Here is a 14,854-nt window from a genome sequence, read left to right on the forward strand (position 1 = left end):
AATTTTTTAAGAGTAAAGTTTTAAAAAGTTTGGTCTTTGGGTGGCAAGTTTTTTGATTGTTTATAAGGCTTAGCGTGGTAAAATAAAGATTTAGACTTTTCGGGGTGAAACCAGAGGGAATTCGGGTTTATGGTGGAGGCTACAGTCAGGATAGAAAAGGTAGTTTTTGGGGGAGAGGGCTTAGGTAGGCTCTCTGACGGTAAGGTGCTTTTTATACCCTATTCCTTGCCTGGGGAACTGGTTAAGGTTCGGGTGGTTAAGGACTTAGGCGATTATGCCGAGGCTGAGATAGTGGATATCTTAGAGCCTTCCCCTGACAGAAGGCCTCCTCTTTGCCCATACTATGGGGTTTGCGGGGGTTGTCAGTTTCAGCATGCAACCTATCAAGCCCAGCTAAGCCTTAAACAGGCCATCCTTTTTGAAACCTTTGTGAGGGCTGGATGGAAGGAGGACATACCATTAGAAGGGGTGGTCCCCTCTCCTAAGGAGTTTTTTTATCGCAACAGACTCAGGCTTCATGTTGAGGCAGATGCCTTTAAGATGGGTTTTGTAAAGAGAAAGTCCCACGAGGTCCTAAAAATAGAAAGATGCTTTCTTGCAGAAGAGGTGTTAAACAAGGTGCTTTTTGATCTGTATCAAAGTCCTTCCTGGATAAGGCTTTCTGCCTATAGCAAAAGGGTAAAGATAGAGTCTTCTCCTTTAGAAGGCAAGGCTACCCTGATTTTCTGGACGGCTTTAAAGCCAGGTAAAGAGGACCTAAAAGAGCTTGCCTCTCTTTCTGGTCTTAAGGCCTGTTTTTACTGGATGAAAGGGCGTCATCCAGAAGGCCCTTTCCCAGAAGGGGCCTCTTTTGGCGGAAGACGGCTTTTTAAAGGGTTAGACCATCTGGTTTATCATGTACAGCCAGGGGTTTTTGTGCAGACCAACTGGGAGATAAACTTAGCCATCATATACACCATCAGGTCCTTAGGCCTTGATTACGAAACCATCCTTGACCTACACTGCGGGATGGGAAACTTTATCTTAGCCCTGATATCTTCTGAGACCACCAAAGCCCTTGGGGTAGACACAGACCTGAGAGCCATAGAAGACGGGCTTTACACCGCTGAAAAAAACGGGATAGACGGAAGACTTGACCTTCGTCAGATGAGTGCAACCGAGGCCCTATATCAGGCGATAAAACAGGGAGAAAGGTTTGACCTGGTTTTACTTGACCCTCCTCGCGGAGGCTGTAAAGAGATCTTGAGGTTTCTTCCTGAGGTAAATAAAAGGTATCTGGTTTATGTTTCTTGCGATGCACCTACCCTGGTAAGGGACCTTAAGATCTTAAGAGACCTGGGATATCTTCTTAAGAAGGTTTATCTTTTTGACATGTTTCCTCAGACCTATCATTTTGAGGTGCTCTGTCTTCTTGAGAGGAAAGGGTAATCTCTTTTCCCAGCGCCCAGAGGAGTTGTCTGCAAAAACCCTGGATGATCTTTACCTCCTTTGAGGTAAGCTCAAGCCTTGAGAGAAACCTTCGGATGTTTGTGTGCCAAAGCACCTTGTTTTCATGGGGGATGTAGTCTATGGCTTCTAAGGTAGCCTCGATTATTTTATACATGATGTTAAGCTCTTGCTGGGTTGCAAGCTGAGGTTTTGGGAAGATAGGGGTGGCAGCATGCTGAAAGATTTCGTAGAGGATGACCACCACAGCCTGGGCTACGTTTAAAGAGGCCTGCTCTGTGGTAGGGATAGTAACCACCTTATCACACAGCCCGAGGTGTTCGTTTGAAAGCCCAAATCTTTCGTTTCCAAAAAGAATGGCGATCCTGTTTTTAACCGAAAGCTCGCAGAGATAAGGGGCTATTTCCTTAGGGGTGTGATAGACCATCCTTCTTCTACCAAGCCTTGCGGTGGTTCCAACCACGTACTGAAAGTCCTTTAAGGCTTCCTCAAGGTCCTGAAAGACCTTCATGTTTTCTACTATTTGGAGGCCACCTTTGGTAGCCATGGCCTTAATTTTTTCCTGGTCAAGGCTTTCTGGGTTTACCACGATAAGTTTAGTCACCCCGAAGTTGGCACAGGCTCTCGCCGTAGCCCCGATGTTTTCAGGATACATCGGGTTTACCAGCACCACCGCTAGGTTTTCAAGGTTAGCCTCTTCAGGCCTGGCTACAGGACGTACTTGCATCAAGACCTGAGGAATAAAGAGATTTGGAGGTGCCGGGGCCCGGAATCGAACCAGGGACACGCGGATTTTCAGTCCGCTGCTCTACCGACTGAGCTACCCCGGCAACCTGGTATTAAACATACCCTAAAATTGGAGTTTTGTCAACTTTCTATCCACAAAAAAACTCCCCCAAAATTTTTCCTGCCTCTTTTAACAACCCAAAAACCCGTTCGGGCAGTTTTTTCTTAACTCTTAGCCTGGTTTTAAAAAATTTTAAACCACCTTTGCAGGCTAAAAAAACTTGGGTTTTTCCGTGCCCAAAATCTTGCTAAAATTTAGTTTAAGAGTATATTTTGCAAGGTTTATTCTGAGTATTTTTTCCAAACATATTTTTTTTAAAAAATATCTTGTAATAACTAAATTTTATATTAAAATAAGCTAAGTATATTTAAATAGATTAAAACAAACTTAAGAGGGGTGATGGGTTATGTTTAAGCTTTCGACCAAGGGCAGGTATGCGGTAAGGGCGATGTATGAGATAGCCAAGGCTTATCCTAACGGGGTGACGTTGGAGGAGATTTCTGCCAGTCAAAACATCTCCCGGGTTTATTTGGCCCAGATTTTAAACCGGTTGCGTCAGTCAAGGCTTATCAAGTCTTCTCGTGGTCCTGGGGGAGGTTATGTTTTAAGAAAGCATCCAGACGAGGTTTCTTTTTATGAGATCCTTGAGCTTCTTGAGGGGCCTGTTTGTATTGCCTCCTGCATCGACCTGGGAGAGGGGTGTGAGGATGTGGAGGAGTGTGTGGCTTATCCTATCTGGAAAAAGATCGGGCAGTACATCGAATGCTTGCTTAGACAGGTTAAGCTGGCAGACCTCTTGAGGGTTGAGACTGAGAAGGACAAGAAAAAACTGGTGGAAACGATTACCGCTGGCTGTTGTTAAGGCCTTGGTTTTGCCGCTGGTTTTTGAGGTTTTTGAGCCTTAAGTTTTTAAGGTTAGATGCTTCCTTAACCTAAAGAAGCGTTGATAGGGGATTTTTTTGAGGGTGAGAGATGGGTGGGTGGTTTAATCAGGTTTTTTCTAAGGCTAAGAGGTTAAGTTTTCCGGTAGAGGATAGAAGGGTTTTAGAGGGGCTTTTGCCAGGGGAGCCTGTGGTTATCTCTGGTTGGGTTCTCTGTGGAAGGGATGCTACCCATCGTAGGATCCTTCAAGCTTTACGGGAGGGAAGTTTTCAGTTTGATTTTACCAACCAGGCGATGTATTACGTTGGGCCAACCCCTGCACCAGAGGGGAAGGTGATCGGGGCTTGCGGGCCCACTACTTCAGGCAGGATGGATGCCTACATGGAGGCTTTTTTGTCTCTTGGGGTTGCTGCAACCATCGGAAAGGGTAAGAGGAGCCTTAAGGTGGTTGAGGTTATGAAAAGGTATCAGGCGGTTTATCTTGCCACCTTTGGAGGGGCAGGGGCCTTTCTTTCTCAGTTTGTAGAAAAACTGGAGTTTATCGCCTGGGAAGACCTTGGGCCAGAGGCCTTCTTCAGGATAAAGGTAAGGGACTTTCCTACGGTGGTGATAAACACTGTTGCTGGGGAGGACTTTTATTCTTTTTGAAGGTAAGGATATATAGCTTTGCGCCTTAAAAGAAGAGGTGTCTTAAGAGGTTTGGAAAAGGTTTATAAAAAGGTTTAAATCTTTTTGCGAGGTTTTTCTCCCGAGTTATGAGCCAAAGTCAGGAGGAAGAAAAGCAGTCTTTTTTAGACCCTTACGGTCAGGTTCCCTTTTATCGCACCTTGGTTGCCACAGACCTCTGTAAGTTCCGGGTGGTTTACAAGCAGACAGACCTTCTGGTTCTGGCAGAAAAGGATTTGAGCTTAGAGGTGGGAAGGATTGTGAGGGAGGTAAGGCTTCCGCTTGAGGGTTATATCCTTGGGCATCCTGAGTTTTTGGTTAGTCTGAGTCCTTTGCCTGTTGACGAAGAGGCTCCAGACATAGTTAAGGAGATGCTTCTGGCAGGGAGGGTGGCAGGGGTTGGGCCGATGGCAGCGGTAGCTGGGGTGATTGCAGAGAGGGTGGGAAGGCTTGTCCTGGAGAGAGGGCTTAGCTCTCAGGTGGTGGTAGAAAACGGGGGAGATGTGTTTTTGTGGTTGAAAAAGGAGGCAAGGGTTTGTTTGTTTGCTGGCATTGATTCTCCCTTTTCTAACAGGGTGTGTGTGGTTGTGCCTGCCAGGTTTATGCCCTGTGGGGTTTGCACCTCATCAGGCAAGATCGGGCATAGTTTAAGTTTTGGCAAGGCTGACGCTATAACGGTTATCCATAAAAAGGCCTCGATAGCCGATGCCTTGGCCACAGCTCTGGGGAATTTGTTAAGAAAAGAGCAGGATTTTGAAAAGGTTTTGAAAAAGGCAGAGAAGGTGGAAGGGGTTTTGGGGGTTGTGGGGGTTTTGGGAGAAAAACTTTTGGTTTGGGGAAAAGGCGTAAGGCTTGAACCCCTCAATTTTTCTTAATCTAAAAATAGATATGGCTAAAAATTTAAGAAAAAAGGTTTATTTTGGCAAAAAAGGAAGAATGATAAGTATAATAGTTTTTAAAAGATATTTTTTGGGATTATTTAAGGAAAACTTGCTAAAATGCTTCTTGACAAAATCTCTTGTGTGTAGTATAAAGCAAGGTATGGAATGTTATCTGTTCTTTGAAAGGATGTAGGGTTAGGAAGAAGGTTTGGTTTTTACAGGGTTGACAAAACGAGGTTTTATGTTTAATTTTTAACGAGGTGTTTGTTTTTTAAGGGTTTGAAAGTTAGGGTTTAAAAAAGAAAAAAATAAAGGAGGTGTGGCATGAAGGTAGCAAGATGGAAGGTTTTAGGTGTGGCAGGTGCTTTGGTTTTGGGCTATGCCGTTACCACTCAGGCTGCTCAGATCAAGGTGGATGAGGATACCTTTGCAGACTTTGGCTACAACATGAAGATCATGTATCAGAAGTTTGATGAAAGAGGAAAGGGTGACCTTGACGATTGGAAAAAGAATGTTTTTGACATCAAGGATTCTCGTTTTTACATTTCCGGTCAGGTAAGCAAGATGGTTCAGTTCTATGGGGAATGGTCTACCACTGGTGCTACAGGTGGTGTTGAAGGATATGCTGAGAAAAACGAAGTTAAAGCAAGAGAGGCTGGGGTTAACTTTGTGTTTATGCCTGAGCTTCAGGTAAGGGCTGGTTTGGTTAGGGTGCCTTTTACCAGGTATCAGATGACCTCATCTTACAGCCTTATCATTCCTACTGACGCCTGGTATGATAAGGGTGGAGTAAATGCTACTGGTGTTGTAGGTAAAAATATCTCTAACAATCCTTTAAAACTTATCGGTAGGACAGACGGTGGTTTGGTTGTGCATGGAGACATCGCAAACGGAATGTTTAGGTATAACATCGGTGTGTTTAACGAGGATCAGAGAAAAGGGGAGGCTTATAAAGGATTGCAGTGGGTTGCCAGGGTTGAGTTTACTCCGACTATGCTTGGGTTTGCCCCAGAGTCCACTACCTCTCCTCACGGAAAGGTAAGCGACACCTACCTTGGTAAAAAAGACGTCCTTACCATAGGTTTGGGCTACTACAAAGAAAAATTGTATGATAAAGAAGATACAATCTATAATGAAAGTTTAGAAGCTGATGGTTGGACCGCAGACCTTTTCTTTGAAAAGAAGTTTGGCTGTTGGGTGCCTAACCTTCAGCTTGGCTACATCAAGTTAAACGACAGCCACTTCTATAATGAGACAACATTGAAAAAAGGAGATACCAGTATCTGGTATGCTCAGGGACAGCTTCTTTATGATGCGGTGGTTGGTTTTGGAAAGCCAGCCCTTGCCATCAGGTATGAAAACGTAGAGGCAGATGGCGTTTATAAATCTGGTACTGAAGTCAAGAAAGACTTTGCCTTTGACCGCTGGGGGGTTGCTTTCAACTACTATCTCAAAGGCCAGGCTGCAAGGGTGTCCCTTGGGTTTGACAAGGTAGAATACGACGACGCAGCTAAAGCTTATTATACTAATAAGAAAGAAGACTCTATTACCGACTACTACCTCTACATCCAGACGATGTTCTAAGAAGGAAGTTTAAGAGGCAGGCCAGGGCCTGCCTCACCAAAGATTTTAAAGGGGGCAATAGAAGTTGCCCCTTTTTTTTGTTTTTAATCCTTTTTTTACCTCTTTCTTGATCCCTCTTTTAAACTCCTTCCAACATCTTCCTTACCTCGGTGGTGTAAGGGCCTCCTTTTTGCTGGTAGAGAAAAAGGGGAGGTAAGACAAGGGTCTCCTCTCCTGCCAGTTTTACCGCCTCAACAAGCAAAAAACGAGCCTGGTCACCAGGATAAGAATGGACAAACCTTAAGACCTTAGGTTCAAGTCTTGCTTCCTTTAGACCTGAGATAAGTTCAGCTGTCCTTAAGGCAGTAAAGATAAGATATAACCTTCCCCGGTTTTTTAAGATCCCTGCCACAGCTTTTAAAAACTCTTTTAGCCCTGCCTTGGTCTCTCTTTTGGCAAGGTTTTTTAGCTCATCCTGACTTTGCCTGCCGCATCCGGGTTTGAAATAAGGTGGGTTTGAAAAAACCACGTCAAAAACTTCATTTCTGAAGGGATTTTTTCCGATATCCCCTTTTACCGGAAAAATCGAGTTTTCCAAAAGATTTTTCCCTGTGTTTAGTCTTAAACACCGCAAAAACAGGGGGTCAAGTTCAACGGCAAAGATCCTGGCCTTGGGTTGTTTTAGGGCTGCCATCAGGGAGATGATCCCAGACCCTGCCCCAACCTCAAGGGCCTTTTCTCCAGGCTTAACCTTGAGAAAATGTCCTAAGAGCACAGAGTCTATCCCAAACCTAAAGCCCTTTTCTGGCTGGTAGACCTTGAGTTTTCCCTTAAAAAACAGGGTAAGACTTAAGCCTTTTCCATCGTTTTCCATAGGAGTTTTACCACCTGGTTGTGAAAAAGCCTTCCTTGGGAGGTCAGGCTAACCCTGTTTCCCTTTCTTTCTATCAGTCCTTTTTCGATAAGGTTTTTTAAAACCCAAGGGTCTAAGTAGTAGCCAAACTTTGCACTCAGGGTCCTGAGGTCAATCCCTTTTTTCAGCCTTAGTCCCATAAAAACATACTCTTTGGCAAACTCAAGGGGGGTTAGGGTTTCTAAAGGGGTTAGGGGAAGTTTTTTTTGGTTAAGCAAGGTTTCTACATAGGCTTTTAGGTCTTGAGGGTTTTGCCATCTCAGGTTTGCTATCCTGGAAACCGCAGAAGGCCCAACCCCGACATAGGGCTTTACCTCCCAGTAAAAAAGGTTGTGCCTGCATTCAAACCCTGGCCTTGCATAGTTTGAGATTTCGTATCTCACATATCCCTGGGATTCTAAGGTGTGTTCTATAAACCGGTAAAAAAGGTCTACCGGTTTGTTAGGGGAAAAGCCAGAAAAAGAGACCTCATGCTCAAGGGTTAGCTCGTAAAAGGAGAGATGGGTGGGAGAAAAGCTTAAGGCCTTTTTTATCTCCTCCTCTAAGGTTTTTAGTCCCTGGCCTTTCCATCCAAAGATAAAGTCTACAGAAAGGTTTGAGAAAAGGGATGAGGCGATGTCAAGGGCCTTTAAGGCGGTTTTAAGCTGATAGGTTCTTTTTAAGGTTTTTAGCCCTTTTTCTGAAAGGCTTTGCACCCCTAAGCTCAGCCGGTTAAACCCGGCCTCAACAAAACCTTTTAGTTTTTCAGGGGTTATGGTGTCAGGGTTTGCCTCAAGGGTTAACTCAACCGGGGTGAACCTAAACTGAGAGGAAAGAAACTCAAAGAACTCCTGATAAAACCCTGGTGACAGAAGGGAAGGGGTGCCTCCTCCTGCATAGAAGGTGGTGATCTTAAGGGCCGTTCCTGAGAGTTTTTCCACAAAGTCTTTGAGGTATAAGACCTCGGTCTTTACAGCCTTAAGGTAGGTTTTTTCCTCTTCAGATGAAGGGACATGTGGAAGAGAATAAAAGTCGCAATAAGGACACTTTTTTACACAAAAGGGAACGTGCAGATAAAGGGCAACCCTGATAAAAGCCATCAGGTTTTTCCTTTTTATTATAGGCTACCCTTTTAGTTTAGCAAGGCTTTGGGAGAGAGGCTTTTTAGATTTTTAGCCTTGCTATTTTAAAATCGGCAAAAAGGTTATAAAATAGAAAGGATGAAGACCTTTTTTCGGTATCACCTTAGAGAATATCTGTTTTATACTTCTGTTTTTTTCTTTCTTTTTAGTGTTATCATCACCCTGGTAAAGGGCATCTTTGGGCTTCAGAAGTTTTTTGAGCTTAACCCGAGTTTAAAAGAGGTGTTTTTAAACTTTGGGCTCCTTTTTCTTCAGCTTACCTCTTTTATCTTGCCTCTTTCTGTTTTTTTAGGGGTGATGTTTGGGGTCCACAGGTTTAAAGAGGACCGGGAGCTTTTGGGATTTTTTAGTCTGGGGTTCAGGTTTAGCGATTTTCTGAAACCTTTGTGTGTGTTTATGTTTTTAGGTTTTGGGCTGCTTTTTTTGGCCCATTTCTGGCTGGTACCCTATGCCAAAAAGCTACAGAAAACGATGAGGTTTGAACTTACTAAAAGGCAGTTTGAAGAGCCTTTGCCAGAAAAACGGGCTATCCCTCTGGGAGAAAACCATGTAATCTATGTGGAAAAGGCAAAAAAGCAGGATAAAGCACACGAGTTTGAGAGGGTGTTTCTTGTGGAAAAGGGGGCTGAAAAAAAACAGGTTTTTCTGGCAGAAAAAGGAAGGTTGGACCCTAAGGAAGGGGTTTTTACCCTTTATCAGGGGGAGGGCTTTTCTCTGGGTAAGGACAAAACGGTTGAGGTTTTCAGGTTTGGGGAGTATCAGTTTTTTTTGGTGGTAAAAGAAGGTGAGCAAATGGTTGAGTTTGGAAGGGGAGAGCTCAGTTTTTCAGAGCTTAAGGCAAGGTTAAAGGAGGTTGAGAAAAACAGGGGTCAGTGGTTTAGATATCTTACCGAATACTGGGACAGGTTTTTCTATCCGTTAAGTTTGTTTCTGGTGGTTTTTCAGGGGTTTTTGACAGCCTTTTTTATGAAAACCCACAACCGGTTTCTGGTGTTTTTCACCGCGGTAGCCCTTTATGTGGTGTTTTATGTGGGGTATCAGCTATGCCATTCTCTGGCTGAAAACGGAAGGGTCTATCCGGTGGTAAGTTTTGCAGGGTTTTATCTGGTGTTTGGGGCTCTGGTGGGGTTGGAGGCCTGGTTTTTGTTTAAAAAGAAACGCCATCAGGTTTACCTATGAGGCTTAAGCCAAGGACTTATCAACTTTATGTATGGCAAGAGGTTTTCAGGGTTTCTCTGGTGTCACTCTTTATCTTTCTTGGTTTTTATCTGGTGATAGACTTTTTTGAGAGGTTAGGGGATTTTCTTAAGTTTGGCAAGCCTTTTTATCTTTTTGGAAGGTATATCTTCTGGAAGAACCTGGTTAACCTTTATGAGGTTTTCCCTTTTGTGGTAGGGCTTTCTGGGGTGTTAACCCTTTTTATCTGGGCTAAGACCAACGAGCTTATGGGGTTTCTTTCCTTAGGTGTGGCTAAGGGGGTGTTGCTAAGAGAGACAGGAAAGGCCCTTTTAGGCATAGGGATTTTGGGAGGGGTGTTTCTTAACCTTGTTTTGCCTTATGCCACGTTTAATGCTCTTTATACCTGGGAGTATAAGATCGCTGGCAAAAAGAAACAGCAGGTAGTTTTTGGAGACCAGATTTTTTTTACAGGGGATGACTGTTATCTAATAGCCAAGCCTCTTGAGCCCAAAGGGGAATACCTGGGTGAGATTACGGTTGTGGTTTATGATAAGGATAAAAGGGTTTTAAGTCTGCTCTGGGCAGCAAGCGGATATTATAGTCAGGGAAGGTGGGTGTTGAAAGAGGTGGTGCAACAGAGGAGGGAAAAGGGGTTTTCTCCTGAGTTTTTGCCTCAGGCTTCTTACCGGTTTTCCTTTGAGCCTGACACCTTAACCACGGTAAAAAAGCCTGTCTATTTTCTTTCTATCCCAGAGCTTATAGAAAGGGCAAGGTTTTTAGCCAAGATAAACAGCCCTTATCAGGAGGTGGTGGCTGAGCTATTTCTTAAAGGGTTCTATTTGTTTGTGCCTTTTTTACTTGCGGTGTTTTCTGTTTTTGCCTTTTTAAAGTTTTTTGTGCCAAACGACTGGAAAAAGGGGGCCTTTTTAAGCATAGGGCTTTTCTTTTTGAATTTGGTATATTTTCTGTTTTTTCAGACCTTGCTTAGAAAGGGGTTTATGGTAGGGATTCCGGCGCTTGTTGCCTGGGGTTTAGCTGGTCTTTTCTGGTATTTTTGGCAGGCTTATCTTGTTTTTTTGAAAAAATCTGGTAAAAATTAGAGAAAATCTTGCAACAGGAGGGCTTTTTATGTCTATAGAAGAAAAGGTGATTGACATCATCGCTCAAAAACTTAATCTTTCTAAAGATCAGGTCAAACCAGAGGCTTCTTTTATCGAGGACTTAGGGGCTGATTCCCTTGATTTGGTAGAGCTTGTTATGGCTATGGAAGAGGCCTTTGGTATGGAAGTGCCTGACGAGGATGCCGAAAAGTTAAGAACCGTGCAGGATGTTATAGACTATGTAAAGGCCAAGGTAGGAAACTAAAAATTTTAGGGGATTAATCGTGAGAAAAAGGGTAGTAGTCACCGGTCTTGGGACGGTTAACCCTCTTGGGATAGGGGTTGAAGAGACCTGGAAAAACATCAAGGCAGGTAAATCTGGTATCGGCAGGATTACCAAGTTTGATCCGTCTTCTCTTCCCAGCCAGATTGCTGGTGAGGTAAAGGGATTTAAACCAGAAGAGTTTATGTCTTCCAAGCTGGTATCTCGTATAGATACCTTTATTCAATATGCTTTGGCCTCAGCCAAGATGGCTTTAGAGGATGCAGGTCTTCCTTTAGAGGACCTTGGGCCTGAGGTGGGTTCAGTTATCGGGGTAGGGATGGGTGGAGTAGGTCAGGTAGAATATTACACCCGTATTTTTGACGAAAAGGGATATAAAAGGGTGAGTCCTTTTTTTATCCCGATGATCATACCTAACATGGCAGCAGGTCAGGTGGCCATCAACTTTGGGGCCAAAGGGCCTAACCTTGCGGTGTGTACCGCCTGTGCAGCAGGCAACCATGCGATAGGAGAGGCCTATCGTTTGATAAGAGAAGGGCAGGCAACCATCATGATCTGTGGGGGGACAGAGAGCATGATCACCCCCTTGACCATAGCAGGTTTTTCGGTGATGAAGGCCCTTTCTACCAGAAATGATGAGCCTGAAAGGGCTTCCCGGCCTTTTGATGCCAGCCGGGATGGGTTTGTGATTGCAGAAGGATGTGGGATTTTAGTCCTTGAGGAGCTTGAGCATGCCTTAAAAAGAGGGGCCAAGATATATGCAGAGCTGATAGGATATGGGTTAAACGCAGATGCCTATCACATGACCGCACCTTCTCCTGACGGCGAAGGGGCGGCAAGGTGTATGGAGCTTGCGTTAAAGGACGCAGGGATTTTGCCTCAACAGGTAGACTACATAAACGCCCATGGCACAAGCACACCCCTTAATGATGTGGCAGAGACCAAGGCCATAAAAAAGGTTTTTGGTGAGCATGCCTATAAACTTATGGTTTCTTCCACCAAATCTATGACAGGACATCTTCTTGGGGGTGCTGGAGGGCTTGAGGCGGTTTTAACGGTTATGGCTGTTTATGAGGGGGTGGTACCTCCTACGATCAACCTTGAAAACCCAGACCCTGAGTGTGACCTCGACTATGTGCCTAACCAGGCAAGAAAGGCAGACATCAGGATAGCCATGTCAAATGCCTTTGGTTTTGGAGGCACCAACGCCACGCTGGTTTTTAAAAAATGGGAGGAAAAATAAACCTATGAAGATTGCCATTGCCTCAGACCATGCAGGGTATTTTTTAAAAGAAAAGATAAAAGATTTTTTAGCCAAAGAAGGGCATGAGGTGGTAGATGTAGGGTGTTATTCTCATGTGGCGGTGGATTATCCTGAGTATGGGGTAAAGGCGGTGGAGAAGGTGCTTCAAGGAGAGGTAGAAAGGGGGATCCTTATCTGTGGGACAGGGATAGGGATGAGTATTGTGGCCAATCGGTTTTCTGGGATAAGGGCTGCCCTTTGTCATGAGCCCTTTTCTGCCAAGATGGCAAGGCTTCACAACGATGCCAACGTGCTTGTCCTTGGCGGAAGGATGATTGGGGATGGGATGGCGGTGGAGATAGTTAAAACCTTTTTAGAAACACCCTTTGAAGGAGGAAGACACGAGCGCAGGCTCGAACTTATAGAAAAACTTAAGAATCTTAGATGAACCTACTTGGTATAGGGGTAGACTTAGTATACTTACCAAGGATAGAGAAAATTTATTCTGCCTATCCAAAACGTTTTTTAGAAAAGGTTTTTCATCCTAAGGAGGTATCTTTAGCGTTAAAACGCAAAGATACCCCTGTCTATTTAGCTTCATGCTTTGCGGCTAAGGAGGCCTTTTACAAGGCCTTAGGTGGGTATCAACCCTTTGTCTGGCAAGAGATAAGCCTTCTTAGAGACCCTCAAACAAAAAAGCCGTTCATAGAGATAGAAGGCAGGGCTTTAGAGGTTTTTAGAGAAAGAGGTGGAAGGGATTGTCTGGTTAGCCTTTCTCATGAAAAGGATTATGTGGTATGTATGGTAGTAATAACTGGAGGATAACTGGATAGGAGAGGGGTAGGGTTATGCAGGTGGTAAAGGCCTCTGAGATGAAGGCTCTCGACGAATGGTTTATAAAAGAGGTAGGGGTTCCGGCTGAGGTGTTGATGGAAAGGGCGGGGCTTTCTGTGGCTGAGGCTATTTTTGAGGCCTATCCGGTAGAAACCTACGGCAGTGTGCTTGTGGTGTGCGGGCCAGGAAATAACGGTGGAGACGGGATGGTATGTGCCAGGCACCTGGTAAACCTTGGCTATGAGGTCGAGGTGGTACTTCTTGCAGAAAAAGAAACCTATCAGGGAGAGGCCTTGACCAACCTTAAGGTCCTTGAAAACTTAGGTTTTATGCCAGAAGAGGTGGGGTATATCGTTGAGTTTAGAAAGGTACTTTATGATTTTTCTCCTGAGATAATGGTGGATGCCATCTTTGGGACAGGGCTTAAAAGGCCTATCGAGGGAAATCTGGCTGCCATCGTTGAGGAAATAAACCTTTATCGAGAAACCAGGGGATGCAAGGTGGTTGCGGTAGACATGCCTTCTGGGGTGTGTGCTGATACAGGTGAGGTGCTTGGAACAGCTGTAAAGGCAGACCTTACCGTTACGTTTGAGCTACCCAAGGTAGGACAGTTTTTTTATCCGGGAAAAGAGTATGTGGGAAGGCTTAAGGTTTGTCCTATTGGGTTTTTCAAACCTTTGGTGGAAAAGAAGGCGCCTAAGAGGTATTTGATAGATTTGGAGTGGGCCAAAAAGGTATTCAGGCCGCGTAAAGGTTATACCCATAAAGGGCTTTTTGGACATCTTCTTGTGTTAGCAGGAAGCAAGGGTAAGAGTGGGGCTGGGTTGCTTTCGGCATTGGGTGGTTTAAGGGCAGGGGCTGGGCTTGTGACCTTGGCCTCAACCAGGAGTCTTCAGCCGGTATATGCATCTATGCTACCTGAAGCTCTGACTGCAGGGCTTGAAGAAGGCCCGAGAGGAGAGGTTAGTTATGCCAATCTTGAGTCCTTGCTTGACCTTTGCGAAAAGAAAACCGCCTTGGTGGTAGGCCCTGGACTTGGTTTAGGGGAAGAGGTAAAAAGGCTTTTCTGGGAGTTGTTAGAAAGGGTCAAGGTTCCGGTGTTGATCGATGCAGACGGGTTAACCATAGCCTCTGAAAACCCTGAAAGACTTAAAGAGCTTCCCTGTCCAAAGGTCCTTACCCCTCATCCAGGAGAGGCTGAGAGGTTGCTTAAAATTTCTAAGAAGGAGATTTTAAGAGACCCTTTAACCTCAGCTAAAAGGCTTTCTGAGATGACAGGTGCGGTGGTGGTGCTAAAGGGACCACATACGGTGATTTCTTCCCCTGACGGAAGAGAGGGGATTTCTGTCTGGGATGTGCCTGGGCTTTCTCAGGGAGGCACAGGGGATGTGCTTTCTGGAGTGATAGGGGCTTTGATGGCTCAAAAGTATGAGGTGTTTGAAGCAGCTTGCTTGGGGGTGTTTTTACACGGATGGGCAGGAGAAAAGCTTGCCTCTGAAAAAGGACCTTTCGGGTATCTGGCTTCAGAGGTGGCTAACAAAATCCCAGAAGTTTTAAAGGAGATATGTGATGATAGACCTTAGAAGGTTTCCAAGATGCCCTACCAGGATTAAGGCTTATTTGCCGGGGTCTGAAGAGGCATACGAGGTGCTTAATGTTTCTTACAAGGGATGTTTTATCCGAACCGATAAGCTTATTCCTTTACGGAAGATGGTTCTTTTTGAGATAGAAATTCCTGAGGTAGGAGTGATCCCTGTTTATGGGCTGGTGGTACATCATGGCACAGAAGAACAGCCAGGGTTAGGGATAGAGATCCTGGACATCGAACGAGAGCTTTTACCTGTGTGGAACTATTATCTAAAAGCCCTTTTAAACATAGAGGAGGCCAAAAAGGCTTATCAAAGATATTTGAAAACCTCTCAAAAGGTTGAAAATCCTCAGTCTGGTTAGGGTTTG

At 44.7% G+C, this 14,854-nt stretch carries 16 protein-coding genes and 1 tRNA gene; 13 read left to right on the plus strand and 4 right to left on the minus strand.

Annotated elements, in window-relative coordinates; translation table 11 throughout:
• Positions 1-132 precede the first annotated feature (132 nt).
• Positions 133-1,428, plus strand: coding sequence for a class I SAM-dependent RNA methyltransferase (locus G580_RS0102615; RefSeq protein WP_169357060.1), 1,296 nt, complete (start codon positions 133-135; stop codon positions 1,426-1,428).
• On the opposite strand, the gene G580_RS0102620 is transcribed toward G580_RS0102615, so the two are convergent.
• The gene (locus G580_RS0102620) at positions 1,349-2,173 is read right to left on the minus strand and encodes an RNA methyltransferase (protein ID WP_028840919.1); all 825 of its coding nucleotides are present in this window, start codon (positions 2,171-2,173) and stop codon (positions 1,349-1,351) included. The genes G580_RS0102615 and G580_RS0102620 overlap by 80 nt on opposite strands.
• Before the next feature lie 30 nt (positions 2,174-2,203).
• Positions 2,204-2,276, minus strand: a tRNA-Phe gene (locus G580_RS0102625).
• Between the two features lie 363 nt (positions 2,277-2,639).
• On the opposite strand from G580_RS0102625, the gene G580_RS0102630 reads away from it, so the two are divergent.
• The 4 genes from G580_RS0102630 to G580_RS0102650 all read left to right on the plus strand — a co-directional run bounded on the left by G580_RS0102630 (position 2,640) and on the right by G580_RS0102650 (position 6,246).
• Entirely contained in the window at positions 2,640-3,095 is a 456-nt protein-coding gene (locus G580_RS0102630) for an RrF2 family transcriptional regulator (RefSeq protein WP_028840920.1), read from the plus strand.
• A gap of 110 nt (positions 3,096-3,205) precedes the next feature.
• Positions 3,206-3,763 carry a fumarate hydratase C-terminal domain-containing protein gene (locus G580_RS0102635; RefSeq protein WP_028840921.1) on the plus strand — a complete coding sequence of 186 codons (558 nt, stop codon included), beginning with the start codon at positions 3,206-3,208 and terminating at the stop codon, positions 3,761-3,763.
• A gap of 107 nt (positions 3,764-3,870) precedes the next feature.
• Positions 3,871-4,656 carry a UPF0280 family protein gene (locus G580_RS0102640; protein ID WP_051173009.1) on the plus strand — a complete coding sequence of 262 codons (786 nt, stop codon included), beginning with the start codon at positions 3,871-3,873 and terminating at the stop codon, positions 4,654-4,656.
• Between the two features lie 330 nt (positions 4,657-4,986).
• Positions 4,987-6,246 (plus strand): hypothetical protein, encoded by a 1,260-nt coding sequence (locus G580_RS0102650; protein WP_028840924.1) that lies wholly within the window; start codon positions 4,987-4,989, stop codon positions 6,244-6,246.
• A gap of 118 nt (positions 6,247-6,364) precedes the next feature.
• Here the strand turns inward: G580_RS0102650 and G580_RS0102655 are convergent, their stop codons facing one another.
• Positions 6,365-7,099: a tRNA1(Val) (adenine(37)-N6)-methyltransferase gene (locus G580_RS0102655; RefSeq protein WP_028840925.1), complete on the minus strand. Its 735-nt coding sequence runs from the start codon at positions 7,097-7,099 to the stop codon at positions 6,365-6,367.
• Entirely contained in the window at positions 7,075-8,217 is a 1,143-nt protein-coding gene (hemW, locus tag G580_RS0102660; protein ID WP_028840926.1) for a radical SAM family heme chaperone HemW, read from the minus strand. The genes G580_RS0102655 and hemW overlap by 25 nt, the downstream gene beginning before the upstream one ends.
• Before the next feature lie 120 nt (positions 8,218-8,337).
• Between hemW and G580_RS0102665 the strand changes: the two genes are divergently transcribed.
• From G580_RS0102665 to G580_RS0102700, 8 genes are read left to right on the plus strand one after another with little or no spacing between them, the layout of a single operon-like run.
• The gene (locus G580_RS0102665; RefSeq protein WP_028840927.1) at positions 8,338-9,438 is read left to right on the plus strand and encodes an LptF/LptG family permease; all 1,101 of its coding nucleotides are present in this window, start codon (positions 8,338-8,340) and stop codon (positions 9,436-9,438) included.
• Positions 9,435-10,538, plus strand: coding sequence for an LptF/LptG family permease (locus tag G580_RS0102670; RefSeq protein WP_028840928.1), 1,104 nt, complete (start codon positions 9,435-9,437; stop codon positions 10,536-10,538). Before G580_RS0102665 ends, G580_RS0102670 begins: the two co-directional genes overlap by 4 nt.
• Positions 10,539-10,566: 28 nt before the next feature.
• Positions 10,567-10,803 (plus strand): acyl carrier protein, encoded by a 237-nt coding sequence (acpP, locus tag G580_RS0102675; RefSeq protein WP_022855603.1) that lies wholly within the window; start codon positions 10,567-10,569, stop codon positions 10,801-10,803.
• 19 nt (positions 10,804-10,822) lie between these two features.
• A complete protein-coding gene (gene fabF / locus G580_RS0102680) occupies positions 10,823-12,064 on the plus strand; it encodes a beta-ketoacyl-ACP synthase II (protein WP_028840929.1) in 1,242 nt (413 codons plus the stop codon).
• 4 nt (positions 12,065-12,068) lie between these two features.
• The gene (gene rpiB, locus G580_RS0102685) at positions 12,069-12,512 is read left to right on the plus strand and encodes a ribose 5-phosphate isomerase B (RefSeq protein WP_028840930.1); all 444 of its coding nucleotides are present in this window, start codon (positions 12,069-12,071) and stop codon (positions 12,510-12,512) included.
• Complete coding sequence (acpS, locus tag G580_RS0102690) at positions 12,509-12,889, plus strand: holo-ACP synthase (protein ID WP_028840931.1); 381 nt, start codon at positions 12,509-12,511, stop codon at positions 12,887-12,889. The genes rpiB and acpS overlap by 4 nt, the downstream gene beginning before the upstream one ends.
• 23 nt (positions 12,890-12,912) lie before the next feature.
• Entirely contained in the window at positions 12,913-14,481 is a 1,569-nt protein-coding gene (locus G580_RS0102695) for a bifunctional ADP-dependent NAD(P)H-hydrate dehydratase/NAD(P)H-hydrate epimerase (protein WP_028840932.1), read from the plus strand.
• Positions 14,468-14,848 (plus strand): PilZ domain-containing protein, encoded by a 381-nt coding sequence (locus G580_RS0102700; RefSeq protein WP_028840933.1) that lies wholly within the window; start codon positions 14,468-14,470, stop codon positions 14,846-14,848. Before G580_RS0102695 ends, G580_RS0102700 begins: the two co-directional genes overlap by 14 nt.
• The last annotated feature ends 6 nt before the right edge of the window (positions 14,849-14,854 follow it).

Source organism: Thermodesulfobacterium hveragerdense DSM 12571, assembly GCF_000423845.1.
GTDB classification, from domain to species: Bacteria; Desulfobacterota; Thermodesulfobacteria; order Thermodesulfobacteriales; family Thermodesulfobacteriaceae; genus Thermodesulfobacterium; species Thermodesulfobacterium hveragerdense.